16 protein-coding genes and 2 pseudogenes are annotated in these 15,998 nt (G+C 67.9%); 11 read left to right on the top strand and 7 right to left on the bottom strand.

Features of this window, described 5'->3' with window-relative positions; translation table 11 throughout:
• Positions 1–99 precede the first annotated feature (99 nt).
• Positions 100–1,836, top strand: a complete 1,737-nt coding sequence (locus VET27_RS26145; RefSeq protein ID WP_526522908.1) for an ABC transporter ATP-binding protein — start codon at positions 100–102, stop codon at positions 1,834–1,836.
• Positions 1,833–3,734, top strand: a complete 1,902-nt coding sequence (locus tag VET27_RS26140; RefSeq protein WP_526522906.1) for an ABC transporter ATP-binding protein — start codon at positions 1,833–1,835, stop codon at positions 3,732–3,734. Before VET27_RS26145 ends, VET27_RS26140 begins: the two co-directional genes overlap by 4 nt.
• Before the next feature lie 85 nt (positions 3,735–3,819).
• Here the strand turns inward: VET27_RS26140 and abmR are convergent, their stop codons facing one another.
• Together abmR and VET27_RS26130 are read right to left on the bottom strand one after the other, a co-directional pair.
• Positions 3,820–4,374, bottom strand: coding sequence for an ATP-binding transcription factor AbmR (gene abmR, locus VET27_RS26135; RefSeq protein ID WP_526522904.1), 555 nt, complete (start codon positions 4,372–4,374; stop codon positions 3,820–3,822).
• Between the two features lie 67 nt (positions 4,375–4,441).
• Positions 4,442–4,645: a hypothetical protein gene (locus VET27_RS26130; RefSeq protein ID WP_526522903.1), complete on the bottom strand. Its 204-nt coding sequence runs from the start codon at positions 4,643–4,645 to the stop codon at positions 4,442–4,444.
• Positions 4,646–4,767: 122 nt separating this feature from the next.
• Between VET27_RS26130 and VET27_RS26125 the strand changes: the two genes are divergently transcribed.
• From VET27_RS26125 to VET27_RS26115, 3 genes and pseudogenes are all read left to right on the top strand, one after another.
• Complete coding sequence (locus tag VET27_RS26125; RefSeq protein ID WP_526522901.1) at positions 4,768–5,661, top strand: AIM24 family protein; 894 nt, start codon at positions 4,768–4,770, stop codon at positions 5,659–5,661.
• The gene (locus tag VET27_RS26120) at positions 5,661–7,250 is read left to right on the top strand and encodes a class I adenylate-forming enzyme family protein (RefSeq protein WP_526522899.1); all 1,590 of its coding nucleotides are present in this window, start codon (positions 5,661–5,663) and stop codon (positions 7,248–7,250) included. Before VET27_RS26125 ends, VET27_RS26120 begins: the two co-directional genes overlap by 1 nt.
• 13 nt (positions 7,251–7,263) lie before the next feature.
• Positions 7,264–7,624 (top strand): annotated as a pseudogene (locus VET27_RS26115) (heavy metal translocating P-type ATPase); the annotation flags it as partial.
• A gap of 74 nt (positions 7,625–7,698) precedes the next feature.
• Here VET27_RS26115 and VET27_RS26110 read toward each other — a convergent pair.
• Complete coding sequence (locus VET27_RS26110) at positions 7,699–8,838, bottom strand: adenylate/guanylate cyclase domain-containing protein (RefSeq protein ID WP_526522897.1); 1,140 nt, start codon at positions 8,836–8,838, stop codon at positions 7,699–7,701.
• 39 nt (positions 8,839–8,877) lie between these two features.
• On the opposite strand from VET27_RS26110, the gene VET27_RS26105 reads away from it, so the two are divergent.
• Both VET27_RS26105 and VET27_RS26100 read left to right on the top strand, forming a co-directional pair.
• Positions 8,878–9,360 (top strand): DNA-deoxyinosine glycosylase, encoded by a 483-nt coding sequence (locus tag VET27_RS26105; RefSeq protein WP_526522895.1) that lies wholly within the window; start codon positions 8,878–8,880, stop codon positions 9,358–9,360.
• 135 nt (positions 9,361–9,495) lie between these two features.
• Entirely contained in the window at positions 9,496–9,630 is a 135-nt protein-coding gene (locus VET27_RS26100; protein WP_526522893.1) for a hypothetical protein, read from the top strand.
• 302 nt (positions 9,631–9,932) lie between these two features.
• Here VET27_RS26100 and VET27_RS26095 read toward each other — a convergent pair whose 3' ends face one another.
• The gene (locus tag VET27_RS26095) at positions 9,933–11,324 is read right to left on the bottom strand and encodes an amidase (protein ID WP_526522891.1); all 1,392 of its coding nucleotides are present in this window, start codon (positions 11,322–11,324) and stop codon (positions 9,933–9,935) included.
• A 70-nt stretch (positions 11,325–11,394) separates the two neighbouring features.
• Between VET27_RS26095 and VET27_RS26090 the strand changes: the two genes are divergently transcribed.
• Entirely contained in the window at positions 11,395–11,820 is a 426-nt protein-coding gene (locus VET27_RS26090; RefSeq protein ID WP_526522889.1) for an HIT family protein, read from the top strand.
• Here the strand turns inward: VET27_RS26090 and VET27_RS26085 are convergent.
• A complete protein-coding gene (locus tag VET27_RS26085) occupies positions 11,817–11,939 on the bottom strand; it encodes a hypothetical protein (protein WP_526522887.1) in 123 nt (40 codons plus the stop codon). The genes VET27_RS26090 and VET27_RS26085 overlap by 4 nt on opposite strands.
• 165 nt (positions 11,940–12,104) lie before the next feature.
• On the opposite strand from VET27_RS26085, the gene VET27_RS26080 reads away from it, so the two are divergent.
• Positions 12,105–12,551: a nitroreductase family deazaflavin-dependent oxidoreductase gene (locus VET27_RS26080; protein ID WP_526522885.1), complete on the top strand. Its 447-nt coding sequence runs from the start codon at positions 12,105–12,107 to the stop codon at positions 12,549–12,551.
• Here VET27_RS26080 and VET27_RS26075 read toward each other — a convergent pair.
• Together VET27_RS26075 and VET27_RS26070 are read right to left on the bottom strand one after the other, a co-directional pair.
• Entirely contained in the window at positions 12,548–13,600 is a 1,053-nt protein-coding gene (locus tag VET27_RS26075; protein WP_526522883.1) for an LLM class flavin-dependent oxidoreductase, read from the bottom strand. The two genes, VET27_RS26080 and VET27_RS26075, sit on opposite strands and share 4 nt — an antisense overlap.
• Positions 13,601–13,692: 92 nt before the next feature.
• The gene (locus VET27_RS26070; RefSeq protein WP_526522881.1) at positions 13,693–14,520 is read right to left on the bottom strand and encodes a uracil-DNA glycosylase; all 828 of its coding nucleotides are present in this window, start codon (positions 14,518–14,520) and stop codon (positions 13,693–13,695) included.
• A 75-nt stretch (positions 14,521–14,595) separates the two neighbouring features.
• Between VET27_RS26070 and tap the strand changes: the two genes are divergently transcribed.
• Positions 14,596–15,828: a multidrug efflux MFS transporter Tap gene (tap, locus tag VET27_RS26065; protein WP_526522879.1), complete on the top strand. Its 1,233-nt coding sequence runs from the start codon at positions 14,596–14,598 to the stop codon at positions 15,826–15,828.
• A gap of 14 nt (positions 15,829–15,842) precedes the next feature.
• Positions 15,843–15,998, top strand: a pseudogene (locus VET27_RS26060) (L-lactate permease); the annotation flags it as partial.

Here is a 15,998-nt window from a genome sequence, read left to right as displayed (position 1 = left end):
CACAACCACCGACATGCTGACTGACCAGGAGTTTTCTAAGGATATTCATGGGCACGGGCGCACAGGATGTCCGACGACGCGGTATGCGACAGTTGCGGAATGCTCATGCGCCTGCTGCGACGGTACGCGGGGCCGTACCGCGGGCCGGTCGCCATCGTCGCCACCTTCCAGGTGATCAGCACACTGGCGTCGTTGTACCTGCCGACGATCAATGCCGCGATCATCGACGACGGTGTGGCCAAGGGCGACACCGGCAGGATCGTCGAGCTCGGCGTGATGATGCTCGGGGTGACCGCGCTGCAGGTGGTGTGCGCCGTCGGCGCCGTCTACTTCGGCTCCCGCGTGGGCATGGGCTTCGGCCGCGACCTGCGCTCGGCAATGTTCCACCACGTGACGGGCCTGTCGGCGGAGGAGACCGCCCGGTTCGGCGCACCGACCCTCCTCACGCGCACCACCAACGACGTCCAGCAGATCCAGGTGCTGCTGCAGATGACGTGCACCATGCTCATCGCCGCCCCGATCATGTGCATCGGCGGCATCGTGATGGCGATACATCAAAACGCGGGGCTGTCGTGGCTGCTCATGGTCAGCGTGCCCCTGCTGGGATTGTCGAACTACTGGATCGTCTCGAAGCTGTTGCCGATCTTCCGCGCCATGCAGCGGCTGATCGACGGCATCAATCGCGTACTGCGCGAACAGCTCTCCGGCATCCGTGTCGTCCGTGCGTTCGCCAGGGAACCGTTCGAGCGAGAGAGGTTCCGCGAGGCCAACCAGGCGCTGGCGGACACCGCGCTGACGGTGGGGCGCCTGCAAGCCCTGATGCTGCCGGTGACGACGCTGGTGATCAACGTGTCCAGCGTGGCGTTGATCTGGTTCGGCGGCATGCGCATCGACTCGGGCGAGATGCAGGTCGGTTCACTGATCGCGTTCCTGTCGTACTTCATGCAGATCCTGATGGCCGTGCTGATGGCGACGATCCTGTTGGTGATGCTGCCGCGCGCCTCGGTGTGCGCCGAACGCATCTCCGAGGTGCTGTCCACGACGCCGGCGATCACCAGCCCCGAGACGCCCAAGCGGCCGGATGCGGCCGCGGGGAGGATCGACGTCGTCGGCGCGACGTTCAGCTACCCGGGCGCCGATCGCCCAGTGCTGCAGGGCATTTCCTTCACCGCGCGGCCCGGCACCACTACCGCGGTGGTCGGGTCGACGGGTTCGGGCAAGTCGACGCTCGTCTCCCTGATCTGCCGGCTCTTCGACGTCACCGACGGTTCGGTGGCCGTCGACGGAATCGACGTGAGGGACTACGACGTCGAGGCGCTGTGGTCGACGATCGGACTGGTGCCGCAGCGCGGTTACCTGTTCTCGGGGACGGTCGCCGAGAATCTGCGCTACGGCAAGGCCGACGCAGGAGACGACGAGATGTGGGAGGCGCTGCGCGTCGCGTCGGCGGACTCCTTCGTCTCCGCGCACGACGACGGATTGCAGATGCGCGTCGCGCAGGGCGGCATCAATTTCTCCGGCGGCCAGCGGCAACGGCTCGCGATCGCGCGCGCCGTCATCCGCCGACCGGCGATCTACCTGTTCGACGACGCATTCTCCGCACTGGACGTCCACACCGATGCGCGCGTCCGCGCCGCGCTCGCAGAGGCCTCGGCCGAAGCCACGGTTGTCATCGTCTCGCAACGCATTTCGACGGTGATCGAGGCCGACCAGATCGTCGTCATCGATGACGGCGCGGTCGTCGGCACCGGCACACACGAATCGCTGCTCGCCGACTGCCCGGTATACGCGGAGTTCGCCGACTCGCAGTCGGTCACGGTGGGGCGCCCGCGATGAGCCGGCCGATCGGTGGTCGTCTCAACGCGGGCCTCGACGCGCCGGCCGAGCGCTCGAAGGACTTCAAGGGCACCGCGCTGCGGCTGCTCAAACGGCTTACCCCGCATCGCCTGCCTACGACGATCGTGCTACTGCTCGGCATCGTCGGCATTGCGATCGGGGTGGTCGGCCCGTTGATCCTCGGGCATGCGACGGACCTGTTGTTCAGCGGCGTGATCGGCCGACAACTGCCCGCCGGGATCACCAAGGAGCAGGCGATCGAGGCCGCCAGGGCGCGCGGGGACGGAACCTTCGCCGATCTGCTGTCCGGCATGAACGTGATACCCGGGCGCGGCGTCGACTTCGGTGCCGTCGGCCGGACGCTGCTGCTCGCGCTCGCTCTGTATCTGATTGCCGCCCTGATGCTGTGGGTGCAGGCGCGGCTGCTCAACGTGATCATTCAGCGGACGATGGTGGCACTGCGTTCCGACGTCGAGGACAAGGTCCACCGGCTGCCCCTGTCGTACTTCGACTCGCGGCAGCGCGGCGAGGTGCTGAGCCGCGTCACCAATGACGTCGACAACATCCAGTCGTCGCTGTCGTTGACGATCAGCCAGCTCTTGACGTCGATTCTCACCGTCGTCGCGGTTCTGGTGATGATGTTGACGATCTCACCTCTGCTGGCTCTTATCACCGTGCTGACCGTCCCGTTGTCGCTGTGGTCCACCCGCACCATCGCGCGTCGGAGCCGAGACCAGTTCATCGCGCAGTGGCGCAACACCGGACGGCTGAACGCGCACGTCGAGGAGACCTACAGCGGGTTCACCGTCGTCAAGACGTTCGGCCACCGCGCGTTGGCGGAGGACAAGTTTCGCGAGCTCAACGGCGACGTGTACGACGCCAGCTTCGGTGCCCAGTTCCTGTCCGGCCTGGTGTCGCCGGCGACGACGTTCGTCGGCAACCTGAGCTACGTCGCCGTCGCCGTCGTCGGCGGGCTGCAGGTGGCGACGGGGCAGATCACGCTCGGCAGCATCCAGGCCTTCATCCAGTACGTCCGCCAGTTCAACCAACCGCTGACTCAGGTGGCGGCGATGTACAACACGCTGCAGTCCGGAATCGCCAGCGCGGAGCGGGTATTCGACCTCCTCGACACCGAGGAGCAGACGCCCGACCCACCCGGCTCGACAGCCAGCAGACGCGGCCCGGGACGGGTCCAGTTCGAGCACGTCGACTTCGAGTACCGACCGGGCACGCCGATCATCGAGGACCTGTCGCTGGTCGCCGAACCCGGCAGCACCGTGGCGATCGTCGGCCCCACCGGGGCGGGCAAGACCACGCTCGTGAACCTGCTCATGCGGTTCTACGAGGTGGACTCCGGCCGCATCCTGATCGACGGGGTCGACATCACCTCGATGAGCCGCCACGCACTGCGGTCCAGCATCGGCATGGTGTTGCAGGACACCTGGCTGTTCGGGGGCACCATCTACGACAACATCGCCTACGGTCGGCCCGAGGCCGACGAGGATCAGGTGATCGAGGCGGCGCGGGCCGCGCACGTCGACCGGTTCGTCCACACCCTGCCGAACGGTTACCAGACGTGTATCACCGACGACGGCGGCAACATCAGCGCGGGCGAGAAGCAGCTGATCACCATCGCAAGGGCGATTCTCGCCCAGCCGAGCCTGCTGATCCTCGACGAGGCCACCAGTTCGGTCGACACCCGCACGGAGCTGTTGATCCAGCAGGCCACCGCCGAGATGCGCCGCGACCGGACGAGTTTCATCATCGCGCACCGGCTTTCGACGATCCGGGATGCCGACATGATCCTGGTGATGGAGGCCGGCAGAATCGTCGAGCGGGGAAACCACGACGAGTTGATCGCCCGCCACGGCGAGTACTGGTCGATGACCCAGGCCTGATCCGCGCCGAGACTACGGAAGTTGCGCCGAATCGCCGCAGAATTCGTCATCAACCGTAGTCTCGGCGCACTCGCCGACTGGTCAGTTAGAGTTCGGGGCCCTCGGCGCGCAGGTCGTCGACGTTCGACATGGCGTCGCGCAACTTGCCGAGCCATTCGTCGGTGTGTTCACCGACGAGCCGGACCGACCACACCAACGCGTCCGAGCGGGACCGTGCCACACCCGCGTCGACGAGTGTGTCGAGCACCTGGCGCTCGGGCTGTCGCAGCCGTGTCATGACCGGAACGGCGATGTGGGTGAAGAGGATTCGCTCCGGGGCTTCTCCGGATCCGACCTCGACGCCCCAAGCGACCTTGCGCCCGTAGCGGTGCTCGGCCTCGTCGGCGATGCGCATCCGCTCCGATCGGGTCTCCTCGCGGAAGCGCGCGGCGCGACCCGACGCGCGGGCGTCGCTTTCCTCGCCCTCCGTCTCGGGAAGGTGGCCGATGACGGTGATCTCCTCACGGTCGACGACGACCGTGGGATCGCCCGAGAACCAGCCCTCGGGCAGTCGTCCGGCGATCCAGTCCGGCGCATCGCTCGCGTCGGGTTGCTGTGATTGGTTCCAGCCACCGGAGCGGCCGCGGTGATGTTGTTTCATGATTAAATGATTACGTTGTTACAGACCTAATGGGGCAGAATTCTCCACGAGCGAACGACGCGGGCCGTCAGCTCAGCTTGCGTCTCACGGCCAGACCGCCCCCGACCACCAGGGCGATCAAGAGCAGCACCGCCCACCCAGGGCCCGCGAGCCACCACACCGCACCGAGCGCCACGATTCCCGGCGAGGCCAGGAACAGGACCATTCCGGGGTGCTGCTTGACGACCTCGAGAGCGCTACGAGCCCGCGCCGGGTCGATCTCCTTCGACATCTGCCCAGCATGCCAGGCATTTGCATGGACCGAGGGCGAGGCGACCATTCAATTCACCCGATTGCCATAGTGTTTCTCCCAGACGTGGCGGATCCGCCGCAATCGATCCGAGGAGTGAAACGGTGACTGGACCCGGACCTGGAAGCTGGCAACCCGATCCCGAGGGCCGGTATGACTACCGCTGGTGGGACGGCCAGGGTTGGTCCGATCAGGTGTCCCATCAGGGCCAGGTCGGTAGGGCGCCGCTGGGTGGTGCGCCCGCGCCACAGGCACAGGCACAGGCGCAGACACAGGAGCAGCCCTCGCAGGCGTCGGTCCACGACGGCGGCCAACCCGCGGGCGACGGCTTCGCCGGCATCAGCGGTGACCTGGTCGACGGCCGGTTCAGCGAGAAGGAGTCCAAGCCGATCGCGAACCAGAACGCTAAGCTGCTTCGCGTGCGTCTCGGCGAGCCGTTCATGGCGCGACAGGGCTCGATGGTCGCCTATCAGGGCAACGTCGAATTCGCCTTCGAGGGTGGCGGTGCCTCCAAGTTCCTCAAGAAGGCGTTCACCGGTGAGGGCGTTCCGCTGATGCGATGCCAGGGCCAGGGCGACGTGTTCCTCGCCGAGCTGGCTCACGACGTGCATCTGCTGAACCTCACCAACTCGGGCCTGTCCATCAGCGGCAAGAACGTGCTCGCCTTCTCGTCGAGCCTGGAATGGAACATCGAGCGTGTGAAGGGCGGCAGCATCGCGACGGGCGGGTTGTTCAATACGACGCTGCGGGGCACCGGCTGGGTGGCGCTGACGACGGACGGTCCGCCGGTGGTCCTCAATGCCGCAGAGGCTCCGACGTTCGCCGACACCAACGCCGTCGTGGCGTGGTCGGCGAACCTCCAGACACAGTTGAAGACGAGTTTCAAGGCGGGTGCACTGATCGGTCGCGGCTCCGGCGAGGCGCTCCAGGTGTCGTTCTACGGCCAGGGATTCGTCATCGTGCAGCCGTCGGAGGGCATCCAGATCCCGACGCAGTGATGCACGCGCCACGACGAGTCTGGGGCACAGACGTCCGCGAAGGCTCCTACGGCGGCCACGCCGGTCTGGTCTACGACCAGAGCCCGTCCACGTTCGACGACCTCGTGTCGGGTACCGAGGTGTGGACCGACAGGACGTTCCTCGTCCACGGCGAGCGCCGCGTCACCTTCGCGGGCTTTCGCGCTGCCGCCCACGCCGCCAGGGAGTACCTCGCGGGCATTGGCATCGGACCCGGTGACCGGGTGATGGTCTTCGGCTACAACAGCCCCGAGTGGGTGGTGGCGTTGTGGGCACTGTGGCTGTCGGGAGCGGTCCCCGTACTGGCGAATCGGTGGTGGAGCCGTGCCGAGATCGACCACGCCGTCCGACATCTCGCGCCGCGTCACGTCCTGAGCGACACCGGGCTCGCGGTCGCCACGCCCTGCAGCCCGCTCAGCGACCTGGGCGCCGCATTCGACACCGGTGACGAGTTCTCCCCCAGCGTCGACACCGACGGCGACGCGGCCGCGCTGATCCTGTTCACCTCCGGCAGTTCGGGTATGCCGAAAGCGGTTGAGCTGTCACGTCTTTCGGTGATCTGCAACCAGCACGACATAATGCAGCGCACGGGCCGGCTGCCGCATCTGCTCGACGGGAATTCCGTGCAGGTCGTCAGCCTGGCGACCGCGCCGATGTTCCACGTCGGCGGCCTCTCGAGCCTGCTCACCCACTTCCTGACCGGCGGGAAGATCGTGATGACCGAGGGCCGCTTCGACGCGGGCCAGATCCTCGCGCTGATCGAGCGGGAGGGCATCCAGGTCTGGGGTGCCGTGCCCACCATGGCAATTCGCATTCTCGAACATCCCGACTTCGAGTCGTTCGACCTGTCGAGTCTGAAGTCGTGGCCGTTGGGCGGGGCGCCCGTCACCACCGCCCTGTTGGACCGGATCCGGACCAAGCTGCCGCGGCTGCGCGACCGCGGACTGAGCAACACCTGGGGCATGACCGAGGCAGGCGGGTTCCTCACCGTCGCCGACGCCCGCGACCTGGCCGTCCATCCCGGAACCGTGGGGCGGCGCTACCCCGTCGTGGAGATCCGCATCGCGGACCCAGACGCCCACGGCATCGGCGAAGTGCTGGCCCGTTCGCCGACGGTGATGAACGGATACGTCGGAGTCGGCGACGCGGTCAACGCCGAGACCGTCGACGCCGACGGCTGGCTGCACTCCGGCGATCTCGGGCACCTCACCGAGGACGGCTACCTGTTCATCGACGGTCGGAGCAAGGACGTCGTCATCCGCGGTGGCGAGAACATCGCCTGCCCGCACGTCGAGGCCGCGATCGCGACCCACCCCGCCGTCGTCGAGGTCGCCGCGTTGGGGATTTCGCATCCCGACCTCGGCGAAGAACTGGTGGCGGTGGTGGTGCACCAGGCCGGTGGCGAGCCGCCGAGCGCCGAAGATCTGACGGCTCACGTCGCGGGTGTGCTGTCCTACTTCGCGATTCCCACCCGCTGGGAAGTGCGCGCGGAACCGCTGCCGACACTGGCCGGCGAGAAGGTCGACAAGAAGTCACTGGCGACGTCGTTCGAGGTGCGGTCGAACGACTGAGGGCTCCCACTACGCAAGCGTGAACTTCGCGACCGAGCAGGCATCGATCGACTATCCCGACGGCGTGACGGCCGACGAACTGGTGGCCGCAGTCGAGGCCACCGGTTACACCGCGACGGTGCACCGCTCTCAGCACCCCACGACGACCGGTACCTGCGCAGGCTCGTCGTGTCCGCCGTGTTGAGCCTTCCGGTGCTCGCCCTGTCGATGGTCTCGGCGTGGCAGTTCACCGGCTGGCAGTGGCTGGCCCTCGCCCCCTGACCACCCCCGTCGTGACCTGGGGCGGATGACCGTTCCACCGCGCCGCGGTCGCAAGTCTCCGGCACGGCGCCGCGACGATGGACACGCTGGTCTCCGTCGGTGTGCTCGCCTCGTAAGTGTGCGGTCAGATCGTCGAAGTGCCCGGAAATGGCCGGATTCGCGATCTCACCGCACACCAGAGCGGACTTCAGCCGTCAGCAGGGTCTGCCCTGCGGGCCCGGAACAGCTTCACCTCGTCCTTGATGTTCTTGAGGCGCCGAGGACCCGCGAACGACCACGCGACCCGATCGACGTCACCGATCGCCTCGCGAGTGGACTCCGACACCAGGATCGCGCCCGGCCGCGCCGCCCCCGTGACGCGGCTGGCGAGATTGACCGAACCGCCGAACCAGTCACCGGCCCGGCTGACGGCCATTCCGGTCGCGAGGCCCACCCGCAACCTGGGAAAGTCTTCGTCGGCCTCGGTGGCGGCCAGCAGATCCAGGACCGCATCGAGCATCGCGACGGGATCGCTGCTGACCAACATCACCTCGTCGCCGATGCTCTTGACGTAGCGAACCGGGGGCACAGACACCTCACGAGCCAGGTCGGCCAACCGATGTGCCAGCTTCTCGAGGTCCTCGGGCGGCACGGCCTCGCCGAGCCGGGTGAATCCGACGAGATCGGCGAAGGCGATCGTGACGAGGCGCGCGCCGGGGAGGGGTATCCCCTCGGCGCGCTCGGTGGTGGTCACCGCCTCGGTCTCCATGAGGTGCATCAACTGAAGGCGCAGCGCGTCGGCGATCATCGGGGCGAGCAGCGGTGCGACCTGTTCGACCAGCGCCTCGGAGGCCTTGGCAGTCTCCAGTTCGGTGGCACCAGGCTCCAACACGGCGGCCAGTGCCGCGTACCGCATGACGTCCGCGGCCCGGGTCAGCCCCTCGGCAAGTACCTGCAGGACGAGCACGACCTGTTCGGGCGTGATCCCCAGCTCGAGAAACCTCTGTGCACTGCCGAAGGCCTCTCCGTCGGACTTCGGAAGGACGACGGCATCGGGATCGTCCACCCTGGGCAGCCCGACTGCGCGCATCATGCGTTCGAGCAATGCGAGATCGAGGCCCGTGTCCTCGCTGATCTGACGAGCCGACACCAGCGTCCCGTCGTCACCCATGGCGCGGCGCGTGGCCAGGAGCATTGGCGCGAACGACTCACCGATCTGCTCCGTCGTGAAGCCCCGCGAGAACAACCACTCGACCAGCTCGGCCCGTTCGGCCCGCGCCTTGCCCTCCAGGCCTTCCAACAGGCCGGATGCTTCGATGTCGTTTCGGGTGTCGACCGCTTCTCCCACCGGGTCAAGGTATCCGACGGTCTGAGAGGATTCGCTTCGATGACCGGACCGATGCGAGAAGGCCTGCCACCCGTCGTCGGCAACGGCGCCCGCGTGCTGCTCCTCGGATCGTTTCCCAGCGAGCGGTCACTCCTCGCGGGCGAGTACTACGCCAACCGGCGCAACCAGTTCTGGCCACTGATGGGGGCGCTGTTCGGGTTCGACGCCGATCTGCCGTACGAGCAGCGTATCGACGCGGTGACGGGCCACGGCGTCGCGCTCTGGGACGTCGTACACAGCTGCCGGCGGGTGGGCAGCATGGACGCGAAGATCGACAGGAAGACCCTGGTGGTCAACGACTTCGCGCCGCTGTTGGCCCGGCACGACGGCATCCAACGAATACTCGTCAACGGGTTGACGGCACTCGAACTGTTCGAGCGACACGTCGAGACCGACCTGCCCACGGTGCGGTTGCCCTCGAGTAGCGGCGCGTTGCCGATGTCGTTCGCCGACAAGCTGGCTCGGTGGCACGACGTCGCATAGCGGCCGCCGGCGCTGCACCTTGAGCGACTACGCCGATGTTAGCCATTGCCCCGTCGCCGACTACGCGGCAATCCTCGATGTACTCAAGCCCCGGTTCATCCATCATCTGTGTACGACGGCAGCGAAGACAACGGGATGGCATTCCACACGGGGTACTTCCGCCAAGCCATCGCCAACGACTCCGCCGTCTACGACTACTACGAGTGGAACGCCGAACACCGCGCCGCCGCAGCATCCAACCTCAGCGCCGAATCCCTTCCGCTACCCTGACCGGCCGGAACGGTGAACCCGTTCTCGGCCACCACCTGCACTCCAGCGTTCCGAACGACAGCGGGCGAACCCGTTTTTCCATCGACTTCAGGACCGGCGACGTCAGCGACATCAGCGTAGGCCTTGGTGCGCGGAACGTCGACGGGCGTTGCACCGGCTCGTCGATTCGCGACTTCATCTCGGCCACGGACCTCTCACCGATGCCCGCCGACGTCGTCGCCCCCTTCAACGACGGCAACGAGAGGAGCGGCGACCTCGTGAACGTGCCGCCCACTCAGCGCGTATTGACGAGCAACTAGGCCCTAGCTCACCGGTGGGCGGCGCTGCGCCCATGGCCGTGCCGACTCGATCTGCGCGCCCAACGACAGCAGGGTCGCTTCGTCGAACGGTCTGCCTACCAACTGGATCGACGTCGGAATGCCGTGTGCGTCGAGTCCCCACGGCACCACCGCGGCGGGTTGGCCCGTCACGTTGAACATGGCCTGGAACGGCACGCGGGCCGCCACCATCGCGACGGTGGAGATCGCGCCGCGACGTTGGTAGGCACCGATGCGGGACGGTCCCGTCGCGGTTCCCGGCGTGATGACCACGTCGACGTCGTCGAAGATCGTGTTGACGCGGGAGGCGACGTCCGCCTCCGCGACCCGCATCGACGCCAACCGCCGGTCCGACACCAGTCCACCGATCCTGGCGAACGCGCGGGTGCGCCGATCGAGTCGCTTACGCCGGGGCAGTGCCTTCGCGTCGTCGTGGACGCCTCTGAAGTAGCGCGGAAGCGCCTGGGCGAACACGGCCCTCGGCGGATAGTCGGGGTCACGCTCGATCACCACGTGCCCGAGTTCGCGCAGAAGCGCGCCCGCCTCAGCGACCGCATCGCGCTGCGCCCTTCCGACCCGGGCGGTCAGCGGCGGAGGCACCTTGGTACTCAACGCGATTCGGAGCCTTCCCGGCCCCCGCTTCGCCGCCGCCACGAAACCACCATCCGGTGCGGGCAGCGCGGAGGTGACGTCGAGGAACAGCGCGCCGTCCTCGACGGTTCTGGCGATCGGACCACAGACGCTCAACCCGCACCACGCGCCGTCGTGCGGGGCAAGCGACACCCGGTCGCGCTGCGGCTTGATCCCGAACAGACCGCCCCACGTCGACGGGATCCGGATCGAGCCCATGCCGTCGGAGCCCAGTGCGAGCGCGGCCAGACCTGCGGCCATCGCCGCGGCGCTGCCGCCGCTGCTGCCACCCGGCGCGAAGTCGGTGTGCCACGGATTGCGGGTGGCGCCGAAGGTGAGCGTCTCGGTGAACGGCCAGATCATCAGCTCGGGCACCGAGGTCTTGCCGAGGATGACGGCACCTGCATCGCGTAGCCGTCGCACCACCTCGGAGTCGTGGGCGGGGGCCGGGCCGTACGCGCTGCTGCCGTAGGTGGTCACCTCGCCTTCGACGTCGGTGTCATCCTTGATCGCGACGGGGACGCCGAGCAGCGGCAGTCGCTCCCCCGCGTCGATCCGGTCCTGCGCGGCAGCTGCCTCCCTGCGCGCGGAATCCGTGAGAACCACTCGGTACGAACGCAATTCGCGGTCGAGTCGGGCGATTCGCTCGAGATAGACGTCCAGCAGGGCGGGCGCGGTGCCGGTGCCCGAGGCCAGCAGGCGCGCCTGTTCGGCCGCCCCGGTGAAGGCGAGATCGCGAGGGTCCACCTGCCGAAGGGTAGTGGGCTAGCCGTGTCGCGAGGCGTATTCGCGCGGAGCGGGCTACTACGGTGGCCCCATGTCTTGCGTGTTCTGTGCCATCGTCGCCGGTGACGTGCCGGCCATCCGCATCTACGAGGACGACGACTACCTCGCCATCCTCGACATCAGGCCCATCGTCCGCGGCCACGTGCTCGTCCTTCCCAAGGCGCACACCGTAGACCTGACGGACACGCCGTCCGAAGCGGTCGCCGGCTTGATGCGGATCGGCCAGCGCATCGCCAAGGCGGCACGCGCCTCGGAACTGCATGCGGACGGCAACAACATCGTCGTCAACGACGGGAAGGCGGCGTTCCAGAGCGTCTTCCACATCCACCTGCACGTGGCGCCCCGCAAGACCGGCGACAAGCTGTCCTTCGCCAGGGGCCTGGTGGTGCGCCGCGATCCGGACCGCGAGGCGACGGGACGCATCCTGCGCGACGCGCTGGCCATACTCGAGGCCTAGAGCCCGAGAAAGCGTCGGGCGTTGCGTTCGAGCGCCCGCGTTCCCAGGCCCGCGGCGTCGGTGTCGGCCAAGACCGGGCGCGGATCGCTCATGGGGTCGGTCTCGATGGACAGCGGCAACTCCCCGAGTGTGCAACTGGCTGTGGCGGCCGTGCAGCGGCGGCAGTGGCGATCCCGGCGGCAGGCATGCGCGCCCGCCTAGCGGCAATATCCGCTGACACATTCTTCTGGGCGTTCTGTGGCGGCGGCGATGACATCTCGACCTGGGGTGACAGACTGGCGTCCATGAGCAACATGCCCGCGTGGGAGCGGTACCTCGGCCTTCCACTGCTGAAGGTCCACGATGCGATCTACCGGAAGACCAACGGCTGGATTGGCCACAAGATGCCGGGGCAGGCGCCGATTCTGCTACTGCACACCGTCGGCGCGAAGACCGGCATCGCGCGCACGCACTCGCTGAGCTACGCCCTCGACGGCGGCGCGTACCACGTCGTCGCCTCCAAGGGCGGCGACCCCAAGGCGCCCGGCTGGTACTTCAATCTGAAGGCCAACCCGACTGTCGAGATCAACGTCGGACCCAAGCGCATGCCCGCCACGGCGAGAATCATCGGGTCCGACGATCCGGATTACGCGCGGCTCTGGAAGCTGGTGAACGACAACAACTCCCACCGGTATCACGGGTATCAGAAGCGGACGACGCGACCGATTCCGATCATCGCGCTGACGCCCTAGAACAGTTCCTTGGCGAGGAGTTCCAGCGTTTGATCGCGCGCGGGCGCAGTGCGGGGATCGACGCCGCGGAGGGCCGACCCGACCGGGTTGACCATCACCTCGTCGACGCCGAAGTGACCGGCGAGCGCGCGTATCTGGTCGGCCGCCTCGGTCGGGGAACCGACGATGGCCCGCTCCAGCCCCGAGCCGACGATGGCCTGCTGTTGGTGACTGAGTTCGACGACCTTCGCGTCCTCGACCAGGTCGAGGGCACGCAGCGGCTGCCCCGTGCGCAGGAAGGCCATCATGTGCAGATTGGGCAGCATCAGGTCCATCGCCTCCTCGCGGGTGGGTGCGACGGAGGCGTTGACCGTCATGAACGTGGTGGGCTCGGCGGCAAGGTCACTCGGCCGGAACTCCGAGCGATAGGTGGCGAGCGCCTCCTCGGTGCCCTGACCCGAGAAGTGGTGGGCGAACACGTAGGGCAGTCCCTTCGCAGCGGCCAGGTGTGCCGAGTACATCGAGGAACCGAGCAGCCACAGCCGTGGCTCGCTGGCAGCGGCGGGCGTGGCCTTGAGGACGTAGTTCTGGTCGAGGAGGCCGCGACCGCGCAGCGCCACCTTGACGCCGGTGGTGCTCATCAACGCGGCGACGTCGTCCAGGTACTGCGGGAAGTTCTCGATGTCCGAGTCATCTCGACCCGCGGCCCCTCGCAACGCCATGGACGTCACCGGGTCCGAGCCGGGCGCGCGGCCGATGCCCAGGTCGATGCGGCCGGGCGCCGCGGCCTCGAGCAACGCGAACTGCTCGGCGACGGCGAGCGGCGCGTGGTTGGGCAGCATCACCCCGCCGGAGCCGAGCCGTAGTTGCGTCGTCTGCGCCGCGAGGTAGGCGATCACCACAGGCGGGCTGGTCGCTGCCACCGCGGGCATGTTGTGGTGTTCGGCCACCCAGAAACGCGTATAGCCCAGCTCGTCGGCGGTCTGGGCAAGACGTACCGTCGCCGCGAGCGCATCGGAGGTGGTCTGGTCGCTGCGGACCGGGACGAGGTCTAATACCGAAAGTCGCACGGTTCATTCAACCGCCGGCCCGCTTCGATCGTTCCCACCCCCGCGATTTGGGCGCGCATACGTTCGCTCAGCGACAGTTCGCTCAGCGACAGTTAGCGCGCCGAAGTCGCGAGATGGGAGGCGGTGCCGAAGACGTCGTCGAGCATCGTCGGAGTGAGGCGTCCGGTGAAGGTATTCTGCTGGCTCGGGTGGTAGCAACCGATCAGCGCGACCTCCCCGAGCATCGCGACCGCGAGGTGGCCGAACTTCGGCACCGGCCTGCTGACGGAACCGCCGCCGGCGCGCACCATGTCCAGCGCCACCTTCCAGGCGAACCCGCCGAGCGCGACGATTGCTCGCACGCTGGGGCCGACGAGCCGCCACTCGGCGTCCAGCCATGGTGCACACGTCGCACGTTCCTCCGGCGTCGGGGCGTTGTCCGGCGGCGCGCAGCGGACGGCCGCCACCACGCGAGTGTCGTTGAGCATCAACCCATCTGCTGCGTCGACGCTCAGCGGCGAGCTCGCCAGACCCGCGCGGTGCAGCGCGGCGAACAGGACGTCGCCGCTGCGGTCGCCGGTGAAGACGCGGCCGGTCCGGTTGGCGCCGTTGGCGGCCGGCGCCAGTCCAACGATCAGGATCTTCGGCGTGGCCGACCCGAAACCAGGCACCGGCCGCCCCCAGTAGGGCTCATCGGCGTATGACCGGCGCTTCTCGACGGCCACCTTCTCGCGCCAGTCCACCAGCCGCCGGCACGCCCGGCACACACTGACCTCCGCGTCGAGATCGTCGACCGACGGGCTGCGCTTGGCCATGGCCCGCACCCGCGCGGCCGTCGTCGCCACCGGAGTTTCCTGCAGTGCTGGATCACCCGGCCAGCCGGTCCCGGCAGGCACCGGCGAAGCGAAGGGCTCGCCCGTTCGCGGATGCACCAATGTCACCCCACCACTGTGCACGCGCAGATAAATCCTTCGCGGACCGGGCGCACGCGCTGTTAGATTCAGCCGCGATATCTCATGATCACCACGACGCGTCGCCCGCTGTTCCTGATCTTCTTCGCTGCGCTGACGGCTGGCGCAGGAAACGGGATCTCCCTCGTCGCGTTTCCGTGGCTGGTGTTGCAGCGCAACGGCTCTGCGGTCGAAGCCTCGATCGTGGCCATGGCCGGGACGCTGCCACTGCTGGTGGCCACCCTGATGGCGGGCGCGGCGGTCGACTACCTGGGACGCAGGCGGGTGTCGATGATCTCCGACGCGCTCTCCGCGCTGTCGGTCGCCGCGGTCCCGGTGATCGCCCTGACCGTCGGCGCCGACGCGATCAACGTGGCGGTGCTGGCCGCACTGGCGGCGCTCGGCGCATTCTTCGATCCGGCGGGGATGACCGCCCGCGAGACGATGCTGCCCGAGGCGGCGCAGCGGGCGGGTTGGACGCTCGACCACTCCAACAGCGTCTACGAGGCGGTGTTCAACCTCGCCTACATCGTCGGACCCGGCATCGGCGGCCTGCTGATCGCCACCCTCGGCGGGATCAACACCATGTGGGTGACCGCGGGGGCGTTCGTGCTGTCCATCGCGGCCATCGCGGTGCTGCGGTTGGAGGGTGCGGGCGCTCCGAACCGCGAGCACCTGCCCCAGGTGTGGGCGGGCGTCGTCGAGGGCCTCAAATTCGTGTGGAACACACCGGTGCTGCGCACGCTGGCCTTCGTCGAACTGGCCGCCACGGGTCTGTACATGCCGATGGAGAGCGTGCTGTTCCCCAAGTACTTCACCGACCGCAACGAGCCCGCCCAACTGGGCTGGGTGCTGGTGGCGTTGAGCGTCGGTGGGCTCATTGGCGCGCTGGGCTACGCCGTGCTGTCGAAGTACTCGAATCGGCGGACGATCGTCCTCGTCGCCGTCCTCGTGCTCGGCGTCGCGATGACCGTCATCGCGTTCCTGCCGCCGCTCCCGGTGATCCTGGTGCTGTGTGCCGTCGTCGGACTCGTCTACGGACCGATGGCCCCGATCTACAACTACGTCATGCAGACCCGAGCGCCCGCGCACCTGCGCGGCAGGGTGGTAGGCGTGATGGGTTCGCTCGCCTACGCGGCGGGTCCGCTCGGGCTGATCGTCGCCGGACCGCTTGCCGACGCCGCAGGCCTGCACGTGACGTTCCTCGCGCTGTCGCTGCCGATGCTGCTGCTCGGCGTGGTGGCGATCTTCCTGCCCGCCCTGCGCCATCTGGACCGCGAACCCGAGTCGGCCGGGTAGCTCCGTAAAGCTCCGCGTTACGGGTCGCAGCCGCCAATCAGGCCGGGTTGTCGGAGATCCTGATGGCCGCCTCGAACAGTTCCGGAGGCGTGCTCGGCAAGATGATCTCGCCGCAGAACCTCGCCATCGCCGCCGCCGCGGTGGGTCTGAACGGCAAGGAAGGCGACATC

It is taken from the genome of Mycobacterium sp. (assembly GCF_035633495.1).
Taxonomy (GTDB): domain Bacteria; phylum Actinomycetota; class Actinomycetes; order Mycobacteriales; family Mycobacteriaceae; genus Mycobacterium.
Note: the sequence above shows the minus strand (reverse complement) of the source record. Positions and strands in the feature narration are given on the sequence as shown.

What these genes read in the sequence shown, in the direction of transcription:
- VET27_RS26105 (WP_526522895.1), top strand. Translation starts at nt 8,878, where the DNA reads ATGACCGGACCGATGCGAGAAGGCCTGCCACCCGTCGTCGGCAACGGC.
- VET27_RS26120 (WP_526522899.1), top strand. Translation starts at nt 5,661, where the DNA reads ATGCACGCGCCACGACGAGTCTGGGGCACAGACGTCCGCGAAGGCTCC.
- VET27_RS26140 (WP_526522906.1), top strand. Translation starts at nt 1,833, where the DNA reads ATGAGCCGGCCGATCGGTGGTCGTCTCAACGCGGGCCTCGACGCGCCG.
- VET27_RS26145 (WP_526522908.1), top strand. Translation starts at nt 100, where the DNA reads ATGCTCATGCGCCTGCTGCGACGGTACGCGGGGCCGTACCGCGGGCCG.
- VET27_RS26080 (WP_526522885.1), top strand. Translation starts at nt 12,105, where the DNA reads ATGAGCAACATGCCCGCGTGGGAGCGGTACCTCGGCCTTCCACTGCTG.
- VET27_RS26090 (WP_526522889.1), top strand. Translation starts at nt 11,395, where the DNA reads ATGTCTTGCGTGTTCTGTGCCATCGTCGCCGGTGACGTGCCGGCCATC.
- VET27_RS26130 (WP_526522903.1), bottom strand. Translation starts at nt 4,645, where the DNA reads ATGTCGAAGGAGATCGACCCGGCGCGGGCTCGTAGCGCTCTCGAGGTC.
- abmR (WP_526522904.1), bottom strand. Translation starts at nt 4,374, where the DNA reads ATGAAACAACATCACCGCGGCCGCTCCGGTGGCTGGAACCAATCACAG.
- tap (WP_526522879.1), top strand. Translation starts at nt 14,596, where the DNA reads ATGATCACCACGACGCGTCGCCCGCTGTTCCTGATCTTCTTCGCTGCG.
- VET27_RS26100 (WP_526522893.1), top strand. Translation starts at nt 9,496, where the DNA reads ATGGCATTCCACACGGGGTACTTCCGCCAAGCCATCGCCAACGACTCC.